The 16,978-nt window shown below is 41.2% G+C and carries 15 protein-coding genes; 5 read left to right on the forward strand and 10 right to left on the reverse strand.

The annotated features are described in order from the left end of the window. The 6 genes from tatC to nox form a co-directional block, all read right to left on the reverse strand. Window positions 1–720, reverse strand: coding sequence for a twin-arginine translocase subunit TatC (tatC, locus tag E5S68_RS02875; protein WP_135782272.1), 720 nt, complete (start codon window positions 718–720; stop codon window positions 1–3). Continuing rightward, window positions 710–2,392 carry an FTR1 family iron permease gene (locus E5S68_RS02880; protein WP_135782273.1) on the reverse strand — a complete coding sequence of 561 codons (1,683 nt, stop codon included), beginning with the start codon at window positions 2,390–2,392 and terminating at the stop codon, window positions 710–712. Before E5S68_RS02880 ends, tatC begins: the two co-directional genes overlap by 11 nt. After that, complete coding sequence (gene efeB / locus E5S68_RS02885; RefSeq protein ID WP_135782274.1) at window positions 2,370–3,578, reverse strand: iron uptake transporter deferrochelatase/peroxidase subunit; 1,209 nt, start codon at window positions 3,576–3,578, stop codon at window positions 2,370–2,372. The genes E5S68_RS02880 and efeB overlap by 23 nt, the downstream gene beginning before the upstream one ends. Before the next feature lie 2 nt (window positions 3,579–3,580). Next, on the reverse strand, window positions 3,581–4,450 hold the full coding sequence (gene efeO / locus E5S68_RS02890) for an iron uptake system protein EfeO (RefSeq protein WP_135782275.1): 870 nt from the start codon (window positions 4,448–4,450) through the stop codon (window positions 3,581–3,583). Window positions 4,451–4,544: 94 nt separating this feature from the next. Further along, window positions 4,545–6,086 (reverse strand): ClC family H(+)/Cl(-) exchange transporter, encoded by a 1,542-nt coding sequence (locus tag E5S68_RS02895; protein ID WP_135782276.1) that lies wholly within the window; start codon window positions 6,084–6,086, stop codon window positions 4,545–4,547. A 108-nt stretch (window positions 6,087–6,194) separates the two neighbouring features. Continuing rightward, complete coding sequence (gene nox, locus E5S68_RS02900; protein WP_135782277.1) at window positions 6,195–7,571, reverse strand: H2O-forming NADH oxidase; 1,377 nt, start codon at window positions 7,569–7,571, stop codon at window positions 6,195–6,197. Between the two features lie 245 nt (window positions 7,572–7,816). Here nox and E5S68_RS02905 point away from each other — a divergent pair, with 245 nt between their 5' ends. From E5S68_RS02905 to E5S68_RS02915, 3 genes are read left to right on the forward strand one after another with little or no spacing between them, the layout of a single operon-like run. Continuing rightward, a complete protein-coding gene (locus tag E5S68_RS02905; RefSeq protein ID WP_234697733.1) occupies window positions 7,817–8,710 on the forward strand; it encodes an FAD:protein FMN transferase in 894 nt (297 codons plus the stop codon). 24 nt (window positions 8,711–8,734) lie between these two features. Then, window positions 8,735–9,340 (forward strand): NADPH-dependent FMN reductase, encoded by a 606-nt coding sequence (locus tag E5S68_RS02910; protein ID WP_135782279.1) that lies wholly within the window; start codon window positions 8,735–8,737, stop codon window positions 9,338–9,340. An 18-nt stretch (window positions 9,341–9,358) separates the two neighbouring features. Then, window positions 9,359–10,594: an NAD(P)H-dependent oxidoreductase gene (locus tag E5S68_RS02915; RefSeq protein ID WP_135782280.1), complete on the forward strand. Its 1,236-nt coding sequence runs from the start codon at window positions 9,359–9,361 to the stop codon at window positions 10,592–10,594. 185 nt (window positions 10,595–10,779) lie between these two features. Here E5S68_RS02915 and E5S68_RS02925 read toward each other — a convergent pair whose 3' ends face one another. The 3 genes from E5S68_RS02925 to brnQ form a co-directional block, all read right to left on the reverse strand. Beyond that, complete coding sequence (locus E5S68_RS02925; protein ID WP_135782281.1) at window positions 10,780–11,349, reverse strand: TlpA family protein disulfide reductase; 570 nt, start codon at window positions 11,347–11,349, stop codon at window positions 10,780–10,782. 21 nt (window positions 11,350–11,370) lie between these two features. Continuing rightward, window positions 11,371–12,078, reverse strand: a complete 708-nt coding sequence (gene ccdA2, locus E5S68_RS02930; RefSeq protein WP_135782282.1) for a thiol-disulfide oxidoreductase-associated membrane protein CcdA2 — start codon at window positions 12,076–12,078, stop codon at window positions 11,371–11,373. Window positions 12,079–12,237: 159 nt separating this feature from the next. Continuing rightward, window positions 12,238–13,557, reverse strand: a complete 1,320-nt coding sequence (gene brnQ, locus E5S68_RS02935; protein ID WP_135782283.1) for a branched-chain amino acid transport system II carrier protein — start codon at window positions 13,555–13,557, stop codon at window positions 12,238–12,240. Between the two features lie 370 nt (window positions 13,558–13,927). Between brnQ and E5S68_RS02940 the strand changes: the two genes are divergently transcribed. After that, complete coding sequence (locus tag E5S68_RS02940) at window positions 13,928–14,518, forward strand: Ltp family lipoprotein (RefSeq protein ID WP_135782284.1); 591 nt, start codon at window positions 13,928–13,930, stop codon at window positions 14,516–14,518. 130 nt (window positions 14,519–14,648) lie between these two features. On the opposite strand, the gene E5S68_RS02945 is transcribed toward E5S68_RS02940, so the two are convergent. Further along, window positions 14,649–15,203, reverse strand: coding sequence for a GNAT family N-acetyltransferase (locus E5S68_RS02945; RefSeq protein ID WP_135782285.1), 555 nt, complete (start codon window positions 15,201–15,203; stop codon window positions 14,649–14,651). 117 nt (window positions 15,204–15,320) lie between these two features. Here E5S68_RS02945 and E5S68_RS02950 point away from each other — a divergent pair, with 117 nt between their 5' ends. Beyond that, window positions 15,321–16,676 (forward strand): MATE family efflux transporter, encoded by a 1,356-nt coding sequence (locus tag E5S68_RS02950; protein ID WP_135782286.1) that lies wholly within the window; start codon window positions 15,321–15,323, stop codon window positions 16,674–16,676. Window positions 16,677–16,978: the final 302 nt, after the last annotated feature.

Consider the following 16,978-nt stretch of genomic DNA (forward strand, 5'->3'; position numbering starts at 1 on the left):
TTATCTCCTTTTTTGTATACGGTTATAGATGATGCGACTGATGCTCAGACTTACTTCGTAAAGCAAGATAAGAGGCACGGTCATAGCTAGATCACTGATAAAATCAGCAGGGGTCAGGATGACGGCTAGTACCAGCAATAGGAAGTAGGCTATCCGCCGATAGCGACTTAACCAGTCTGGCGTTAAGATATGAATCGAGGTCAAAAAGGCTACAATGACCGGTAATTCAAACAAGACCCCCAAAGGAACGGTCGTATGAAAGATGAAGGCCAAGTAGTTCTGTGCCGTTAACTGAATGGTAAACTGTCCTTGTCCTAACGTTAAGAGTACCTCTAAGATAGCTGGACTAACTAGATAATAGCCGAAGACCAAGCCTAGCAAGAAACATATCAAACTAGCGGGCACATAGAGCAGAATAGCTCCTGCTTCTCCTTTTCTCAAAGCTGGCTTTACAAATTGCCAGACTTGAAAGAGGGTGAAGGGCAGGGTGATGGTAAAAGCCATTAAGCTTGCCAACTGAAGGTAGATGCTTAAAATGTCATTAGGGCCAAGGACCAAGAGTTTCTCTCGAAATCCAGCCGTCAAATAGGCATAAAGCTGATCAGAAAACAAGAGGGCTCCACAAAAGACAAGGAAAAAACAAAGGATACAAGCGATGAAGCGTCGCCTAAACTCGCTTAAATGCTCTACAATAGTGAGCCTTCTATCTTCATTTTTCATCTTGCTTCACCGTCACAATCCCGACAATAAGAACGAATAGAACTTGGCAAGCAAGAACTTCCCAGCTCGGGTAGATTCCAGCCCAATCGATGGTTGGGAAATTACTCAAGATATGATTGGGAAGCATGTTGGTTAATTGGAGCGAGTGTAGGCTCACCCCTAGCATCTTAAAGGCCAGGGCGTAAATCATCCAAGTCAAGAGGAAGAAAATCTTATGTGGCTTGACCAGATGGCTTGCCTTGGTCATGAGAATGGCAAGAATGGCTAAAACTGCAAGAGCCAAACCGATCCCTAGGAAGAAATCAAAGGAGCGAATACGAGGGAGGATTCCCACATAGAAGAGAATGGTCTCAGCTCCCTCACGGAAGACAGCTAAGAAACTGAGAGCAAACATGGAAATGAAACTTCCAGTTGCTGTCACAGCCTTCATCTGACTTTCCATGAATTGGTTCCATTTTTTTACAGAGGACTTGCGATGCAACCAAATCCCAATGACAATCATCATCCCTACTGCGATGATCCCTACTGCTCCTTCTATGACCTCACGGTTGGAAGCAGAGGTAACAGCAGGGAATAAGAATTGAAGAGCGACTGCAATGGCTGCACTGGCTAGGATACCTAGAAGAGCCCCTGCATAGACCCATTTCAAGCCTTTGAATAGTTTTGCTGACTTGAGAACTGTCACCAAAGCCATGACAATCAAAAGTGCTTCGACTCCCTCGCGTAAGAGGATCAACATAGCGTCAACCGCCGAATAAGAGGCGGTGGTATCAATAGCAGACAGATCCCTAATCAGGACTTCTAGTTGCTTTTGATACTTGCTTTCATTTCCCTTGACCATGATGACAGGACTTTGACTTTCCACCCGAGTATAGAGACCAGGATTGGTCGTGCTGACATCGCCCTCGATTGTTGGCCAAATGGTAATGAACTCCTTCATGACTTGACTAGCTTGGCTAGTCTCATTTGCTTGGAAGAGACTAAGAGCTTTCTTGAGGAGCTTAATTCCGTCTGAAAGGGTCAGATTGGAGCTTGTTTCCTCAATCTTTTCCCCACTGATAAATTGATCCAACACATTTTTTAGGTCATTGTAAGAAGATTGGATGGAGTCAAAGTTTGTAGGCTCCGTTTCGATTGCACTTCTCAAGAAGGAGATAGCTGTTTCTACTTTTCCATAGTAAGCTGTACTATGATCTCTGACAACCGCTTCATTCCGAGTCCAAGTGTTGTTTAAATCGGCATAAGCCTTTCGTGTTGTCTGGAGATCTTTTGCTGTGATCGCCTCTTGTAACTTCTCAAAGTAAGGCTGCAAGCGAGTTTCTAGCTTCTCCTTTTCAGCATCCAGATCGACTGGATTTTGCTCTTTTTCAAAGGTTAGCAAGGAAGTGGAGACAGTCACCAATTGCTTTTCTGTGATCTCGCCTTCCAAGTCCAAACTCTTCTGGACTTCTTTTCCTGCCTTGGAATCATGATCGGCTTTCTTAAGAAATTCTTCTTTTATCTCTGCGACAAGAGTGTGAGCTTTTTCTTGATCCTTATCCCGAACTGCTGTCGTTGCATCTGTGATTTTGATAAAGAGATCACTATAGGACTCAGCTTGGACAGGGGTGACGATGAAAAAGAGGCAGGCTACTAGGACGACTAACAATTTATTCAAATAAGTCTTGACCAATGTACCCTCCTTCCTTCACACCTCCGAAGCAGGCAAAGAGGCCACTGCCAATGTGGGTCACATATTCATTCATCTTATCGTCTGCCCCTAGATTGGTTTGGATTTTCACAAAGCTGTCTGGATCCTTTTGAAAGGCAATAAAAAGCAATCCTGCATCAAACTGCCCCGTTTTCGGATCAATCCCATCAGAGTAAGAATAAGAGCGTCGCAAAATTGGCAGATCCACTTCTTTAGCCAAACGGACATGTGAATCAACTGGTAAGAGGGAGAGGTCCACTTCGTCAAACTCGTTTTGCTTTCCAAATGGTGCGCCACTTTCTTTATAGCGTCCAAAGGTATTTTCTTGCTCCTGCAGGTTGGTCCGGTCCCAGGTCTCTAGGTGCATGATAATCCTGCGGACAGCCATATAAGAACCGTTTTTCATCCAGTCATTACTATCAGCCCAGACCACCTTATCAAAATCTTTCTCCGTTGTGACGTTGGCAGTCCCATCCTTAAAGCCAAAAAGGTTCCTTGGAGTTTCCATACGATCCCCAATAGCAGCAAAGCCTGATTGGCTCCACTTCATGGTCACCTTGATCCGTCCTTTACGGATCAGATTGCGGACAGCATGAAAGGCCACCTGCTCATCATCTGCACATGCTTGGATAACGATATCACCACCCGTATACTGCTCTCTCAACTGTTCCTTAGGAAAAGCTGGCAAATCCCGGAAGAGTTTGGGACGCTTCTTCTCAAGGCCTAGTTTGGTCAAAAAGCTAGCCGAAACACCAAAGGTTAGGGTGAGGCGGTAAGGATTTAGTCCGACAGTTTCCCCAGTGTCACTTGGTGGCAAGAGAGCGTTGGAACCATCCTTTTTGACCAGTTCGCCATTGACTAATTTCTGGCTATAATCTGTCCAATCTTTAAACAACTGTATCAATTCGTTTTTATCTGTCGTCCGGAGATCGAGCACCACAAAATAGATATTCTTCTGCATGGGGGTTGTAATCCCTGCCTGGTGCTTGCCGTAAAAACTAATTTCTTCTTGACCGTCTGCGATTTGCTTGGAGCCGTGCTCCTTATTAGCGAAAAAAGCAGAAGCACCGGAGAGACCAAGTGCTAAGCCTGCTCCCCCAATACCTGCTTTTTTCAGAAATTCGCGACGATCCATCTTCTTTTCAAAAAAATTTTCGTCTTTTGTCATCGTTATTTACCGTTTAAAATGATTCCCATTTGAGAGAGAGGTTCTCCCAATTTTGTAACTGCTTCTGCTAGTTCTTTGGTATCTTCTTCTGTTAGATCAGTATATGATTTATAGTTAGATTCATCCGTCATATGTTTGTCTAACAAGTCATTCACCGCCTTGAATTCTGTCTCTAGGGTTTTCACTAGCTTAGCGTCCTTTTTCTCAATAAGAGGTTTGAAGAGAGCAAAGATCTTTTCAGCCCCTTCGATATTGGCACGGAAGTCATAGAGATCTGTATGAGAGAAAATTTCTTCTTCCCCAGTGATCTTTTGTGTCGCCACTTCATTCAAGAGGTCAACTGCACCTGTCAACATCAAATCTGGGGTCACTTCTACTGTCGCAATCTTGGCTTTCAACTCTTTGATATCATTTACCAATTGTTCTGCATATTTTACAGTGCCTTCGGTTGTGTTTTCTTCCCACAAGATGCGTTCGATACGGTGGAAGCCTGACCAACCTTCTTCAGATTTGTTTTCATCAACATAGTCAACAAGTCGGAAGTCAATCTTGACATCAGATTCTCCGAAGCTTTCAGCGATCGGTTCAGAGCGTTCATAAGACATCCGAATCAAAGGATAGACCTTCTTAGCTTCTTCTAAATCACCACTTTTGAGGACTCTTTGAAATTCCTCTGTATCTTTTAACAATTGATCGATTTGGCCTTGCACAAACTCCTTGTATTCACTTGTCGCTTCATCCAAGGATTTTTGGTCTTCTTTGGACAATTTCACTGTTGAAGAAGAACTGTTTGTAGTTGTGTTTTTTGAAGATGTATTGGCACAGCCTGCTAATAAAGCGACTGATAAGAGTGTTACTGCAAGTTTTTTCATGAGAATTTCTCCTGGATTCGTTTTTTTACGTGGTCTATTATAGCAAAAATTTTCTCATTTTTCAACAATTGTCAGAAAACTTTAATAAATTGAATTAAAGGAGTAATTCTTTCACCCGACCGATATCTGTCTCTTTTACTACCAGGTAGATGCTATCTCCTAGATAGAGGCGGGTGCTACCATGTACTGTACTATTTTTGCCATTATGCTGATGAGTTGTGATTAGGAGGTCTCTCGGTAGGTCTAAATCTCGAACCTGACGGCCTGCTATTTTCTCTGATACTGGAATTTCGATCAGGGTTAAGACATCAGAACCGCTGGTCACCTCAGGCATCAATTGCTCCAGCATAGCTTCGTAGACAGGGGCACCTTTTACTAGATCCATGGTAATGTAAGCTGTCAAAGTAACCAAGCCAATCGGCATCAAGGTTCGAATATCTCCTACCATTTCGGTCACTAGAATCATTGCCGTTAAGGGCGCTTTTGAAATGGCACTGAAATAACCACTCATTCCCAAAATAACAAACAAGGGCAGTTGATTTGGCTGAATGAGACCAAGCTGCAATAACACTGCAGCAACCAAGGCTCCTAAGACAGAGCCAAGAGCTAGAATCGGAAGAAAGATGCCACCAGGAAGACCACTACCGTAACTGATCATACTCCAGATAAAACGAATAGCAAAATAAAGGAATAAGGTCTGTACGCTATGAGGAATGTGGGCTAGGTCTAAAACTAAGTGGTGACCACCCCCCAGTAGATGAGGGAAATAGAAACCAATTGGTAGAATTAAAAGAAAGGCAAAGATGGGACGATAAGGAGCTGTTACATGAAGCCAGTTGCCAAGTTTTTCATAGACACGTCCAATATTTAAAACAGCTATTTCATAGAGATAGCCAGATAGTCCGAGAAAAATACCCATGGCAAGAAAAATCCAATAGCTGGATAAATCGATATGGGGGATGTGATCGGGCATGTTTAAAATAGGAGTTTGACCGAAAACGTTGAGAGAGACAAAGTTGGCGACCAAACTAGCAGCCAAGGTAGATACCCAGAAGACTCGAGAAAAGTGATGATAAACTTCTTCTACTACAAAGAGAAGACCCGCAATCGGAGCGTTGAAAGCTGCTGCCAAACCTGCTGCAGACCCACTTGCAATCAAGGCCCTTTCTTCTACTGGACTAAGAGCAAGTTTTTTAGCCAAGCCCTTTCCTCCCATGGCACCCAATTGGATACTAGGTCCTTCACGTCCTAACATCAAGCCACTGGCGATCGCTAAGATCCCTAAAATGTATTTCTGCCAGAGAGTTGACCACCAGTCAATTTGAAGGAGCCCTTTCAATTCTGCCTCAACTTGAGGAATTCCGGAACCTTTTACGTTTGAATTCTTTTTGATGAATTGACAAGCTAATAGGATGATACAAAGATAGAGTATAAGGATGGCGGCCCAATTGAGAGGGGAATGGTCTAGATTTTTATAGAGCTGCTGTACAAAATTGAAAAGGTGCTCGATGAAGAAACGGAAGCTAGAAACAATAGCTCCGACAACTACTCCTACCAAAGCTCCCCTAGCAACCTGTGACAAAATAGATTTTGAAGTTGACTGAAATTCTTTTTGGATTTGCTGACTTTGTTTCATAAATTTTCTTAAACTCCAAGATTGATTGTCTTTATTATACTATTTTTCGCAACTCCTGAGTATGAGATCATCAAAAAAAACGCTCGAATGAGCGTTTTTTTCACTTAATTATTCAGCAGTTAAAGCCGCCATTGTGATGTAGTTGTATGGTTTATTGAAGTGTGGCAAGAAGAATAGGTCTGTCAAAGCCAATTTTTCAATTGTAACGTGTTCTTGAATAGCAAGTGAGAACATGTGGATACCCATTGAGATTGCAGCATCGCGTGATACCATTTGGGCACCAAGGATTTCACGACTATCTTGATCATAAACGATCTTGATAGCAACTTCATGGTTGTCATGTTTGATAAATTCTGGTTTTTGAAGATCGTTGAAGCCAGTTTCAACAGCGTTGTATCCTGCTGCTTTTGCTTTTTCAAGTGTCAAACCGGTTGAAACCATGTGAAGACCATAGATTGAGATACCATTTGATCCTTGAACACCGATTCCTTCAAGCTCATGTCCACAAGCATTGTAAGCACCTACGATACCAGTACGAACAGCGTTTGAAGCAAGAGCGATGTAGCTAATGTCTTTACGAGCGTTGTCATAAACAGTCGCACAGTCACCTACAGCGAATACACCTGGGATAGAAGTTTCTTGTTTCTTGTTAACAAGGAAGGCACCGTTACGGAAGAGTTCGATCTTACCATCAGCAAGGGCTGTGTTTGGACGGAAACCAACAGCAAGAATGACCATGTCAACGTCGAATGTTTCTTTATCAGTTACCAAGCGTTCTACTTTACCGTCACCTTGGATGGCTTTAACAGTTTGACCAAGTGCCAAACGGATATTGTGGTCTTCCAAGTTTTTCGCCATCATTTGTGTGAAGTCTTTGTCATAGTATCCGTTCAAGACAGTGTCAACGATATCAACGAGTACCACTTCTTTTCCAAGACGTTCGAAAGCTTCAGCAAGCTCAACACCGATGTAACCACCACCGACAACAGCGATACGCTCAAGGTGTTTGCTCTTGTCTTCAAGTTTCTTAATAACTTCTTCAGCGTTTTGGTACAATTTAACGAATTGTACATTTTCAAGAGTTGCTTTGAATTCACGGTTACCTTTAACAATTTCAACACCTTCGATTGGTGGCAAGATTGGAGTTGAACCAGTTGCGAAGATCAATTTTTCATATGATTCTTTGTGTTCTTTACCTTCGACTTCTGCAGTCACAACTTTGTTGTCGTAATCAATTGAAAGAACTGGTGAGTTCATGTAAACTTTAGCGCCTTTAGCTTCTAATTTTTCTTTATCAGAATAGAACAAGCCTTCAGGTCCATCAATTTGTTCACCAATCCAAAGAGCCATTCCGCATCCAAGGAATGAGATGTTTGAGTTTTGGTCAAAAACAACGATTTCATTTTCGTTTCCAAAATTATCCAACATTGTGTTGATACATGCAGTTCCAGCGTGGTTAGCACCCACAACTACGATTTTACTCATAGAAATAATCCTACCTTTAATTTTATTTACCATACAATTATAACATGAAAATGGTATCGTTTCCAATTTTTTTGCTTACAGTTTGTGATAATATTTTCAATTCTATTTTCATAAGTTCTGAAAAATGTCAATAAATTTGCTCGGGGGGATTGTGAAATGGCTTTCTTTTTGTTAAACTTGAAGTAGGTGAATATTGGAAAGGTGGTTTACTATTTGTGGAACTAACTAGTCGATCCGAACGCCTAATGGGCTCCACCATAACCGTTTCGATTTCTCATCAACAAGCTGACCAAATACTGGCAGATTGCTTTAGTCTCCTGCGATCCTATGAGCATCGCTTTAGTGCTAATGACCCTTCTTCTGAATTGATGGAGGTCAATCAAAAGGCTGGCATTGAACCCGTAGAGGTTCATCCTGATCTTTTTTCATTGATTGCTCTAGGAACCAGACATAGTCAAGCGCAAGGAAGTCATTTAAACATTGCGATTGGTCCACTTGTCCAAACTTGGAGAATTGGTTTCTCTGATGCTAGGAAACCTGATCAAGGGGAAATTGAACAAGCCCTAACAGTCATCGACTCTCATCAGATTTGCTTGGATCCGGATCAACAAACTGTTTTTCTCAAAAGAAAAGGGATGAAAATTGATCTAGGTGCTTTAGCAAAGGGATTTAGTGCTGATTTACTAGCTAACTATCTCAGGAGTCAGGGGATTGAACAGGCTTTAATTGATTTGGGGGGCAATATTCTTACCATCGGTCAAAACCCTGTCAGTCATCGCCCTTGGAGAATTGGGATTCAAGATCCTCAGCTTCCAAGAGGAGAACATTTACTGGTTCTATCTGTAACAGATAAGTCCGTCGTGACGTCAGGTACTTATGTTCGTCACCTCGAGGTTGACGGCCAGTCCTTCCATCATATTTTTGATCCCCAAACCGGCTATCCTGTCGAAACGGAACTGGCAAGTCTCACGATTATTTCTGATCGATCAGTTGACGGAGAGATTTGGACCACCCGCTTGTTCGGTGAAGAACCGAGCAACATTTTAAACATTGTTGAAACCTTACCTGGCATGGATGCTATTCTAGTCTATCAGTCAGGTCGCCTCGCCTATACTAGTGGGCTTCATGATTATTTGTAATTTTAATTTCAGAAAGGAATTTCCATGACAAAACTTATTGCGATCGTTGGAACAAACTCCAAACGTTCAACAAACCGCCAACTACTTCAATACATGCAAAAGCATTTTGCTGATAAGGCAGAGATTGAATTGGTTGAGATTAAAGATATCCCTGTCTTCAACAAGCCAGCCAACAAACAAGTCCCTGAGACTATCTTAGAGATTGCTACGAAAATTGAGGAAGCTGATGGCGTCATCATTGGTACGCCAGAATATGATCACTCCATCCCTGCTGTATTGATGAGTGCACTTGCTTGGCTATCTTACGGGATCTACCCATTATTAAGCAAACCAGTGATGATTACTGGTGCTTCTTATGGTACACTTGGTTCCTCTCGTGCCCAATTGCAACTGCGTCAAATCTTGAACTCACCAGAAATTAAAGCCACTGTCCTTCCAGACGAATTCTTGCTTTCTCACTCTCTTCAAGCATTTGATCAAAATGGTGACTTAGTAGATCTTGACGTCATCAAGAAATTGGATGCTATCTTTGATGACTTCCGTATCTTTGTTAAAGTTACTGAAAAATTGCGCAACGCTCAAGAATTACTTCGTAAAGATGCCGAAGACTTCGACTGGGAAAACTTGTAAGATAGGAGACATACTAGCATGAAATTTGTAGGACTTGTAGGATCTAACTACGACCAATCATATAACCGCAAACTTTTGGAATTCATCCGTCGTCATTTTAAGATCAAATTTGAATTAGAAGTTCTTGAAATCGACGAAGTTCCAATGTTCAACCAAGATGAAAAATGGGACGAAAGCTTCCAATTGCGTCTCCTTAACAATAAAATCACTCGTGCCGATGGAGTCATTATTGCAACTCCTGAACACAACCACACCATTTCAGCAGGACTAAAATCTGTTTTAGAATGGCTTTCCTATGAAGTGCATCCTTTTGAAAGCAAACCGGTCATGATTGTAGGTGCTTCTTACTACGACCAAGGGACTTCTCGTGCTCAAGTTCACCTTCGTAAAATACTTGATGCTCCAGGTGTCAATGCCTATACCCTTCCAGGGAACGAATTCCTTCTCGGAAAAGCGAAAGAAGCTTTTGACGCAGATGGCAACATCACGAACGAAGGAACTGTAAAATTCCTTGAAACTTGTTTAGATAACTTTGTGAAATACGTAGGAGTCGTTTCTAAATTGAAAAAACCAAAACCAATTGATCCAGAAGATTTGGATTGCGGAAAACCAATCGCTACTACCATCACTGAGGTTGACCCAGATGATCCAGATTGGGTAGAAAAAGTCGCAGAAATTACAGGTGCTGTATCAGGCGATACTTATGTCAAATTGGACCACGGTATCCTGACTGTTAATCAAATCGATATGTTCTTAAAAGCTATGCCATTTGAGTTAACTTATGCGGATGATAACAACCAGTTCCTCTACTACAACAATGCTCACCAAGATCCAGATACCATGTTTGCTAAACGCGTGCCACCTCAATCTGGTAGCCGGATGTCAACTGTTCATGGTTCACTTCCACCAGCACGTATGAAAAACGTTGAATGGGTAATCGGCACTCTTCGCAACGGAAACCAGGAATATGTTCGTACCATTGTTCCAGGATCTCCTGAAGGCGTGATCAATACTCATAACTACCAAGCAATGTACTATCCAGATGGCTCATATGCTGGTATCAATGAGATCGTCTTCAACTTCCAACCATGGTTGGACTGGTATCTTCAAACAACAGGTCAACGCCTTGTAGGCGGTAGCGGACCATTTGCTCCTGCTGGTGGCCATGGGGATGCAGATGCAACTTCAGGTGCTTCAGATGCTGGAGGACACGGTGACGCAGCTGCTGATGCTACATCTGGTGCAAGCAACTAATAAAAAGAGGCTAGGACAAAAGTCCTAGCCTCTTAATTGTCTTTGGATTGTCGAGCAAGACGCAGTGGTTGAGTGGCCTCTACTACGCTGATTTCATCAGCTTTTACAGCCCTACTCAACTGTGCGGAGGTGGGACAACGAAATCGAATTCTAACGAATTACCGATTTCTGTCCCACTCTCTTTTTTATTTCAACTCTTTGATAATCTTCTTGGCATCTTCGTTTGAAATAGCCCCTAATTGAACATGTCCAATCTTTCCTTGGCTATCGATAAAGACTTCAGTAGGGATCGAACGAACCTGGTAATCCATAAAGGCAGATCCGTCTGGATTGTACAAAACAGGCACTGATTGATAATCTTGTTGGGCAAACCATTCAACAAACTCATCTTCTGTTTTTTCCCCTTGCATTCCAGGCGCCATAACCGTGAGAATCTCAAAGTCCCGGTCCTTTTCTTCAACTAATTTATTGAGTTCAGGCATGCTTTGGCGACAAGGACCACACCAAGTCGCCCAGAATTTCAAGTAAACCTTTTTACCTCTGTAGTCTGAAAGTTTAACCGTATTTCCCTTCATGTCTTTGAGTTCAAAGTCACTCGCTTCTGTTCCGACTAAAGGATGTTTACTAGTAGCCGTGTTTGTCGTTGTTTGTTTGTTCATATTGTTCATACTAGTCTCGCTGGATTGCTCCATAGAACAAGCGGTCAGTAAAGCGAGTGACAGGATTGAAAAACAAGTATATTTAAAAAATTTCATGGTAAAAAACCTCCGTTAAATTTAAGAAAAGATAGCAGACAAGCTATTCAATTGTCCCAAAAGCAATAAGATCCCCATAATGATGATGATCAAGCCACCAATCTTCTTTAGTAACAAGAGATGGGGTTTTAGACGATTAAAGTATGGGAGAACGATCCCAGATGCTATAGCTAGAAGCAAGAATGGAATAGCCATCCCTAATGTATAAATGAAAAGGTAAACGGCTCCCATAAGGGCATCTTGGCCATTGGATGCTGCTAAGGCAAGTACAGAGCCAAGAACAGGACCGATACATGGCGTCCATCCAAAGCTAAAACCAAGTCCAAGGAGAAAAGCTGAAAATAATTCATTCTTGTGCTTGTTTGCCCCGAAATCCATTGTCTTCTGTTTCTCTAGGAAATTAAAATGAAAGACTTCCATCTGATGAAGACCAAGGATAATGATCAACGCTCCCATCAGGTAACGGAACCAGTTGGTGTACATGATCTGACCAAGCAAACCTGCCCCGAAACCAATGAGGAGGAAAATAACAGAAATCCCTGCGATAAAACACAAGGTCTTTACAATCCCATGCCAGCGAATCTTTTTCCCAAAAATCTGAACGGATTTTTCCTGATCGCTTCCTAGCAAGACGCCGATATACACCGGAAGCAATGGAAAGACACAGGGGGAGAAGAAAGAGAGGACGCCGGCAAGAAAGACAGTCGACGAGAAAACAATTTGGTTCATAACTTACTCCGTATATTGATATGATACAACTAGTATAGCACTCCAACAGCTAAATTAAAAATTTCTGCTACGCTTTGATTATTAAATAATCAGTTAGAAACTAGTTTCAAAACCAAATAAAAACTCCAAAGAACATAACTTTGGAGTTCAATTGACTATCTATTCCTCTTTTGCACTTTGTTTATTTGGCAAGAAAAGCGATAGGACAATACCAACTACTGCTGGTAGTAACCATGGGAGGGATTGGGTAGCAAAAGGCAAGTGCTTAATGATGTTTGCTAGTCCTGCAAGTTTAAAGGTACTTGACAGAACATCTGCAATCGCAACCAAGCTAACTAGGAACATAGTCAGCTGCATTCCTGGTTTTGATAGTTGAGTAAATTTATTTACAATCACAATCAACACAATAGTAATGGTGATTGGATAGAGGATCATCAAAACAGGCAATGAATAAGCAATAATGGCACTCAAACCAAGATTGGCAATGGAGAATCCAATCAAGGTAAAGAGAGTTGCATAGACTTTGTAAGAAATTTTAGGGAAAGTGTTATGGAAAAATTCCCCTGTCGATACGATCAAACCGGCTGTTGTTGTGAAACAAGTCACCGTCACCATGCCTGCAAGGAAAATTTGAGCAACTGAGCCAAGGATAGCCTTGGTTGCTTCTGAGAGGACATAAACACCCTTATTGGCATCGGAAGCCATCACTTCTGCTGGAATTGGGAAGTGATTTCCAAGGTAACCCAATCCAATATACAAAATACTAAAGCCAATGGCTACAACGATGCCAACAATCCAGATCGTTTTAATGTATTCTTTCTTGCTGGTGAAACCAAGTTGATTAAGAGTAGTCACTGCGATGACGCTAAAGGCTACTGAAGCAAGAGCATCCAAGGTGTTATACCCTTCAAGGAAACCTTGACCAAAGGCAGATGCTTGGTAGGCTTCTGTTGCCACTTGAGGCGCGTTTCCGCTGTACTTGAGAGCACCAAGGACAACGAGGACAACGATCAAGATAGCAAAGACAGGTGTTAAAATCCGACCAATACTATCTAGGATTTTAGAAGGGTACAAGGCAATCAAATAGGCTAAACAAAAATAAACTAAGGTAAAGACAAAGAGACTCAGTCTACCACTTGATTGTCCTAACAATGGAGCGATCCCAACCTCATAGGAAACAGTAGCTGTTCTTGGAATAGCAAAGAAGGGACCAATAGACAGATACAAGGCTACCAGATAAACGATGGCAAACCAAGGAGCAATTTTTCGTGAAATCTCATGGATATACCCTTTAGGATTGAGTGTACCAACAATCAAGGTAATAATCGCAATCCCTACTCCTGATAAGACAAATCCAGCAATAGCTGGCCAAAAATGGCTACCCGATTGGGCACCTAGTGCAGGCGGAAAGATTAAGTTTCCTGCACCGAAGAAAATACCAAATAACAGTAAACCTGTTAAGGAACCTTTTCGTAACATATGTTCTCCTTTTTATGTTGAATCTTTTCTAGTATAACAGCTTTCATCCTCCGTAGCAATAATTTTTACTGAATTTATGTCATTTAACATAAAGCTACTGGAAGACCCATCTAGCATTTCTGCTTTTCTTAATCTTTCCTAGGTTACTTAATGAGATTAGTCATCTACTGAATTTCCTATTCCAATAATGACTCGCTTCCTCTTCCTTGCCCCGCATAGCTTTAAATTGATTTGAACCTTGTGACTTTTAAAAATAACAGAAAGATATCTAGGTGGGATTGCTTTTAAAAACCTTCTATATTAAAATGGTATTAAACTAAAGAAATGTGCCAAAAATGAATGGCATTAAAATTAGAAAGAAGGACCTCTCATGAAGAAACTAATCACCCTTGCCCTTGTGAGTTTGTCTACAATTTCCCTGACTGCTTGTGTTATCAAACCTGTTAGCAAGAATGATTCGTCATCATCAGAAGCAAAAATGGAACAAAAAACATCAGCTTCAAGTAAAGAAAGCTTATCAACTGGCTATAAAAATGCCCTTGAACAAGCGAAGTATTATCTAGAGATATTCCCATCCTCCAAAGAAGGACTCAAAAAAAAATTGATTGAATCTGAGGAATTTTCAAAAGATGAAGTACAAGCTGCGATAGATGAAATTACTGATGAGGTTGATTGGAAGGCTAACGCCGTTAAAAAGGCAGAAACGTATCTAAAGACTGTCCATTTTTCTAAATATAAACTCCTGAGTCATCTTAGTGGCTATGAAAAATTCACCCAAGAAGAAGCAGCCTACGCAGTAGAACATGTTAAAGCTGATTGGAACTTGCAAGCCTTAGAGAAAGCGAGGGACTTTCGAAAATATGGGAATCGTTCTCCTGAAGAAATAAAGAAAAGATTAGTAGAATTTGAATATTTCACAGAACAGGAAGCTAACTACGCTATAGAGCATCTAGATCAATAAAAAAAGCAGAGAGAAATCTCTGTTTTTTTCTGGATTATTTATGCTTTCTAGATGAGTAAATAAATAGCCAAAGGTCTATGGTGCGACCTTTGGTTGCTTTCTGATGTTTTTGTATATAAAGGGGTTATTTCTAATGATCACTAAAGCGTCTGTATTCAATCCGGAAATCAAAGTAATTCTCTGCTTGCAGTTTATGGAAGATGTCCCGATAAGCCTCTTCATCAAATTGATCGCCTCGATAAAGAATCTCAAAACTCAGGTCATCGTATTCTAAAAAGGCATTGGCTGATTTGAAGCCGTTCCGCAAATAGAAGTCCATTCGAGCCCGTCGTTGTTCTAGATTATCACATTCTTCATCCAATCGCTCAACTTCTAAGAGCATGGTCCGTTGGTAAAACTCGACTAATTTTTCAATAATTTCTTGACCATAGCCGTGGCTTCGTAAGTGTGGCATAATGGCAAAGAAGCTGACGTAAAAGGCCTTGGCATTTGAAATAGCAAAGGCAAACCCGACAAATTCTTCCTCATTATAAAAAGCAAAAAAATGAGCATCATCATTATCCGTATAGCGTAAAAACTCCGATAAAGGAATCCGTTCCTCTTCAGGGAATGCCTCGGTATTCAACCGCTCGACCTTATCCAGATCTGGGAACGTTTCAGTGATTAATTGGCTGGTTAAGCGCATAAAGCCTCCATTTCTGCTTCGATTATATCAGAAATTCAAAGCGCTTTCAAGAGAGAGTTCTTGCTACGCTCCTTTTCCCCCCTTGTTTGCTGTTTTTAAACTTGTTATAATGGCTGTATGAAAAAGAAAGCCACAGTGGACCTAGTTCACAGTCCAATCCTCCCTGCTCTTTTGAGCTTTGCCTTTCCTATTTTATTGTCTAACCTCTTTCAGCAATTGTACAATACTGCGGACATTCTCATTGTTGGTCGCTTTATAGGGGGACCTGCTCTTGCGGCTGTTGGGGCTACCACTGCAATTTTTGATCTGATTATAGGATTTACCCTAGGTGTTGGTAATGGCATGGGCGTTGTCATTGCTCGCTTCTATGGGGCCAGAGATTTTAAAAAAATTAAAGAAGCTGTTGCTGCCACCTGGATCTTGGGGGCTATTCTAAGTAGTCTAGTGACGCTTCTAGGTTTTTTAGGCCTGTATCCCTTACTGCAACTGTTAGGAACTCCAAAAGAAATTCTCCCACAATCCTATCAATATATTTCTATGATTGTCTCCTGTGTAGGTGTTAGCTTTGCCTACAATCTCTTTGCCGGACTACTGAGAGCTATTGGCAATAGTTTAGCAGCATTAGGTTTTCTTCTCTTTTCTGCTTTGGTTAATATTATTCTGGATCTCCTTTTTATTACTTATCTTCATATGGGGGTTCAATCTGCAGGGTTAGCAACGATTCTCTCTCAAGGTCTTTCAGCCATTCTCTGCTTCTTTTATATCCGTAAGAAAGCACCTATACTCCTTCCTGAAAGGAAACATTTTAAATGGAACCAGGACCTTTATCTTGATCTACTTGGTCAAGGATTGGCCATGGGGTTGATGAATTCGCTCGTTTCTATCGGCAGCGTCATTCTTCAATCTTCCGTTAATTCGCTTGGTACTATCATCATCAGTGCACAAACAGCTGCTAGACGCATCATGTCTTTTGCCCTGCTACCTCTGGCCTCTATCTCTTCCTCTATCACGACCTTTACTTCGCAAAACTACGGCGCGAAACGATCAGATCGAATTGTAAAAGGCATAAGCATCGGAAGTCGACTGGTCATCTTCTGGTCGCTTCTAGTATCCGGCCTGCTCTTCTTATTTAGCGAACGTTTTGTTTCCTTTATCGCTTCTTCTAGCGATCCTTATTTGATTCAAAATGGAAGTGCATATCTCAAGATTAGTTCGATTTTTTATCCAGTTCTTAGTTTACTTTTAATCTATCGAAATTGTCTTCAAGGACTTGGACAAAAACTTCTTCCCCTTATTTCCAGTTTTATTGAACTTTTTGGGAAGATTGCTTTTGTTATTCTTATTATCCCTCAAACGAGCTATTTAGGAATTATTCTCTGCGAGCCAATTGTATGGATTCTCATGACTCTCCAATTAATCTATTCTCTTTATCATCATCCTGTCATTCAAGAAGGAAGACGTATCAAAAATTAGGATGACTTGCGCCATAGACTTGTCTTTCCTTTCAATGATGATTGCTGGTGTATAAGCTAGCCAAACAATTTGCTAGAGCCAAAATCCTGTCATTGTGCATATAGGGATGATAGTTTTGCTTGTTTGGGTAGATCTGGTTTGATCGCATATTTTTGTAATGTCTGAAGGCCATTCAGTAGTTTTAGACGAGCCAAAGACTTATTTATTCAGAGGACCGATTTGGCCCTCTTTTTTTTCAGTTGGATTTCCGTTTTATCAATTATAAATACAATAAAAAGAGAGCGATGATTCTCTCTTTTTGA

This window comes from Streptococcus rubneri, from assembly GCF_004785935.1.
Taxonomy (GTDB): Bacteria; Bacillota; Bacilli; order Lactobacillales; family Streptococcaceae; genus Streptococcus; species Streptococcus rubneri.

Coding starts and splice junctions, on each gene's coding strand:
- E5S68_RS02905 (WP_234697733.1), top strand. CDS start 7,817: ATGGGCTCCACCATAACCGTTTCGATTTCTCATCAACAAGCTGACCAA.
- brnQ (WP_135782283.1), bottom strand. CDS start 13,557: ATGTTACGAAAAGGTTCCTTAACAGGTTTACTGTTATTTGGTATTTTC.
- E5S68_RS02940 (WP_135782284.1), top strand. CDS start 13,928: ATGAAGAAACTAATCACCCTTGCCCTTGTGAGTTTGTCTACAATTTCC.
- efeO (WP_135782275.1), bottom strand. CDS start 4,450: ATGAAAAAACTTGCAGTAACACTCTTATCAGTCGCTTTATTAGCAGGC.
- tatC (WP_135782272.1), bottom strand. CDS start 720: ATGAAAAATGAAGATAGAAGGCTCACTATTGTAGAGCATTTAAGCGAG.
- E5S68_RS02910 (WP_135782279.1), top strand. CDS start 8,735: ATGACAAAACTTATTGCGATCGTTGGAACAAACTCCAAACGTTCAACA.
- ccdA2 (WP_135782282.1), bottom strand. CDS start 12,078: ATGAACCAAATTGTTTTCTCGTCGACTGTCTTTCTTGCCGGCGTCCTC.
- nox (WP_135782277.1), bottom strand. CDS start 7,571: ATGAGTAAAATCGTAGTTGTGGGTGCTAACCACGCTGGAACTGCATGT.
- E5S68_RS02895 (WP_135782276.1), bottom strand. CDS start 6,086: ATGAAACAAAGTCAGCAAATCCAAAAAGAATTTCAGTCAACTTCAAAA.
- E5S68_RS02950 (WP_135782286.1), top strand. CDS start 15,321: ATGAAAAAGAAAGCCACAGTGGACCTAGTTCACAGTCCAATCCTCCCT.
- E5S68_RS02945 (WP_135782285.1), bottom strand. CDS start 15,203: ATGCGCTTAACCAGCCAATTAATCACTGAAACGTTCCCAGATCTGGAT.
- efeB (WP_135782274.1), bottom strand. CDS start 3,578: ATGACAAAAGACGAAAATTTTTTTGAAAAGAAGATGGATCGTCGCGAA.
- E5S68_RS02915 (WP_135782280.1), top strand. CDS start 9,359: ATGAAATTTGTAGGACTTGTAGGATCTAACTACGACCAATCATATAAC.
- E5S68_RS02925 (WP_135782281.1), bottom strand. CDS start 11,349: ATGAAATTTTTTAAATATACTTGTTTTTCAATCCTGTCACTCGCTTTA.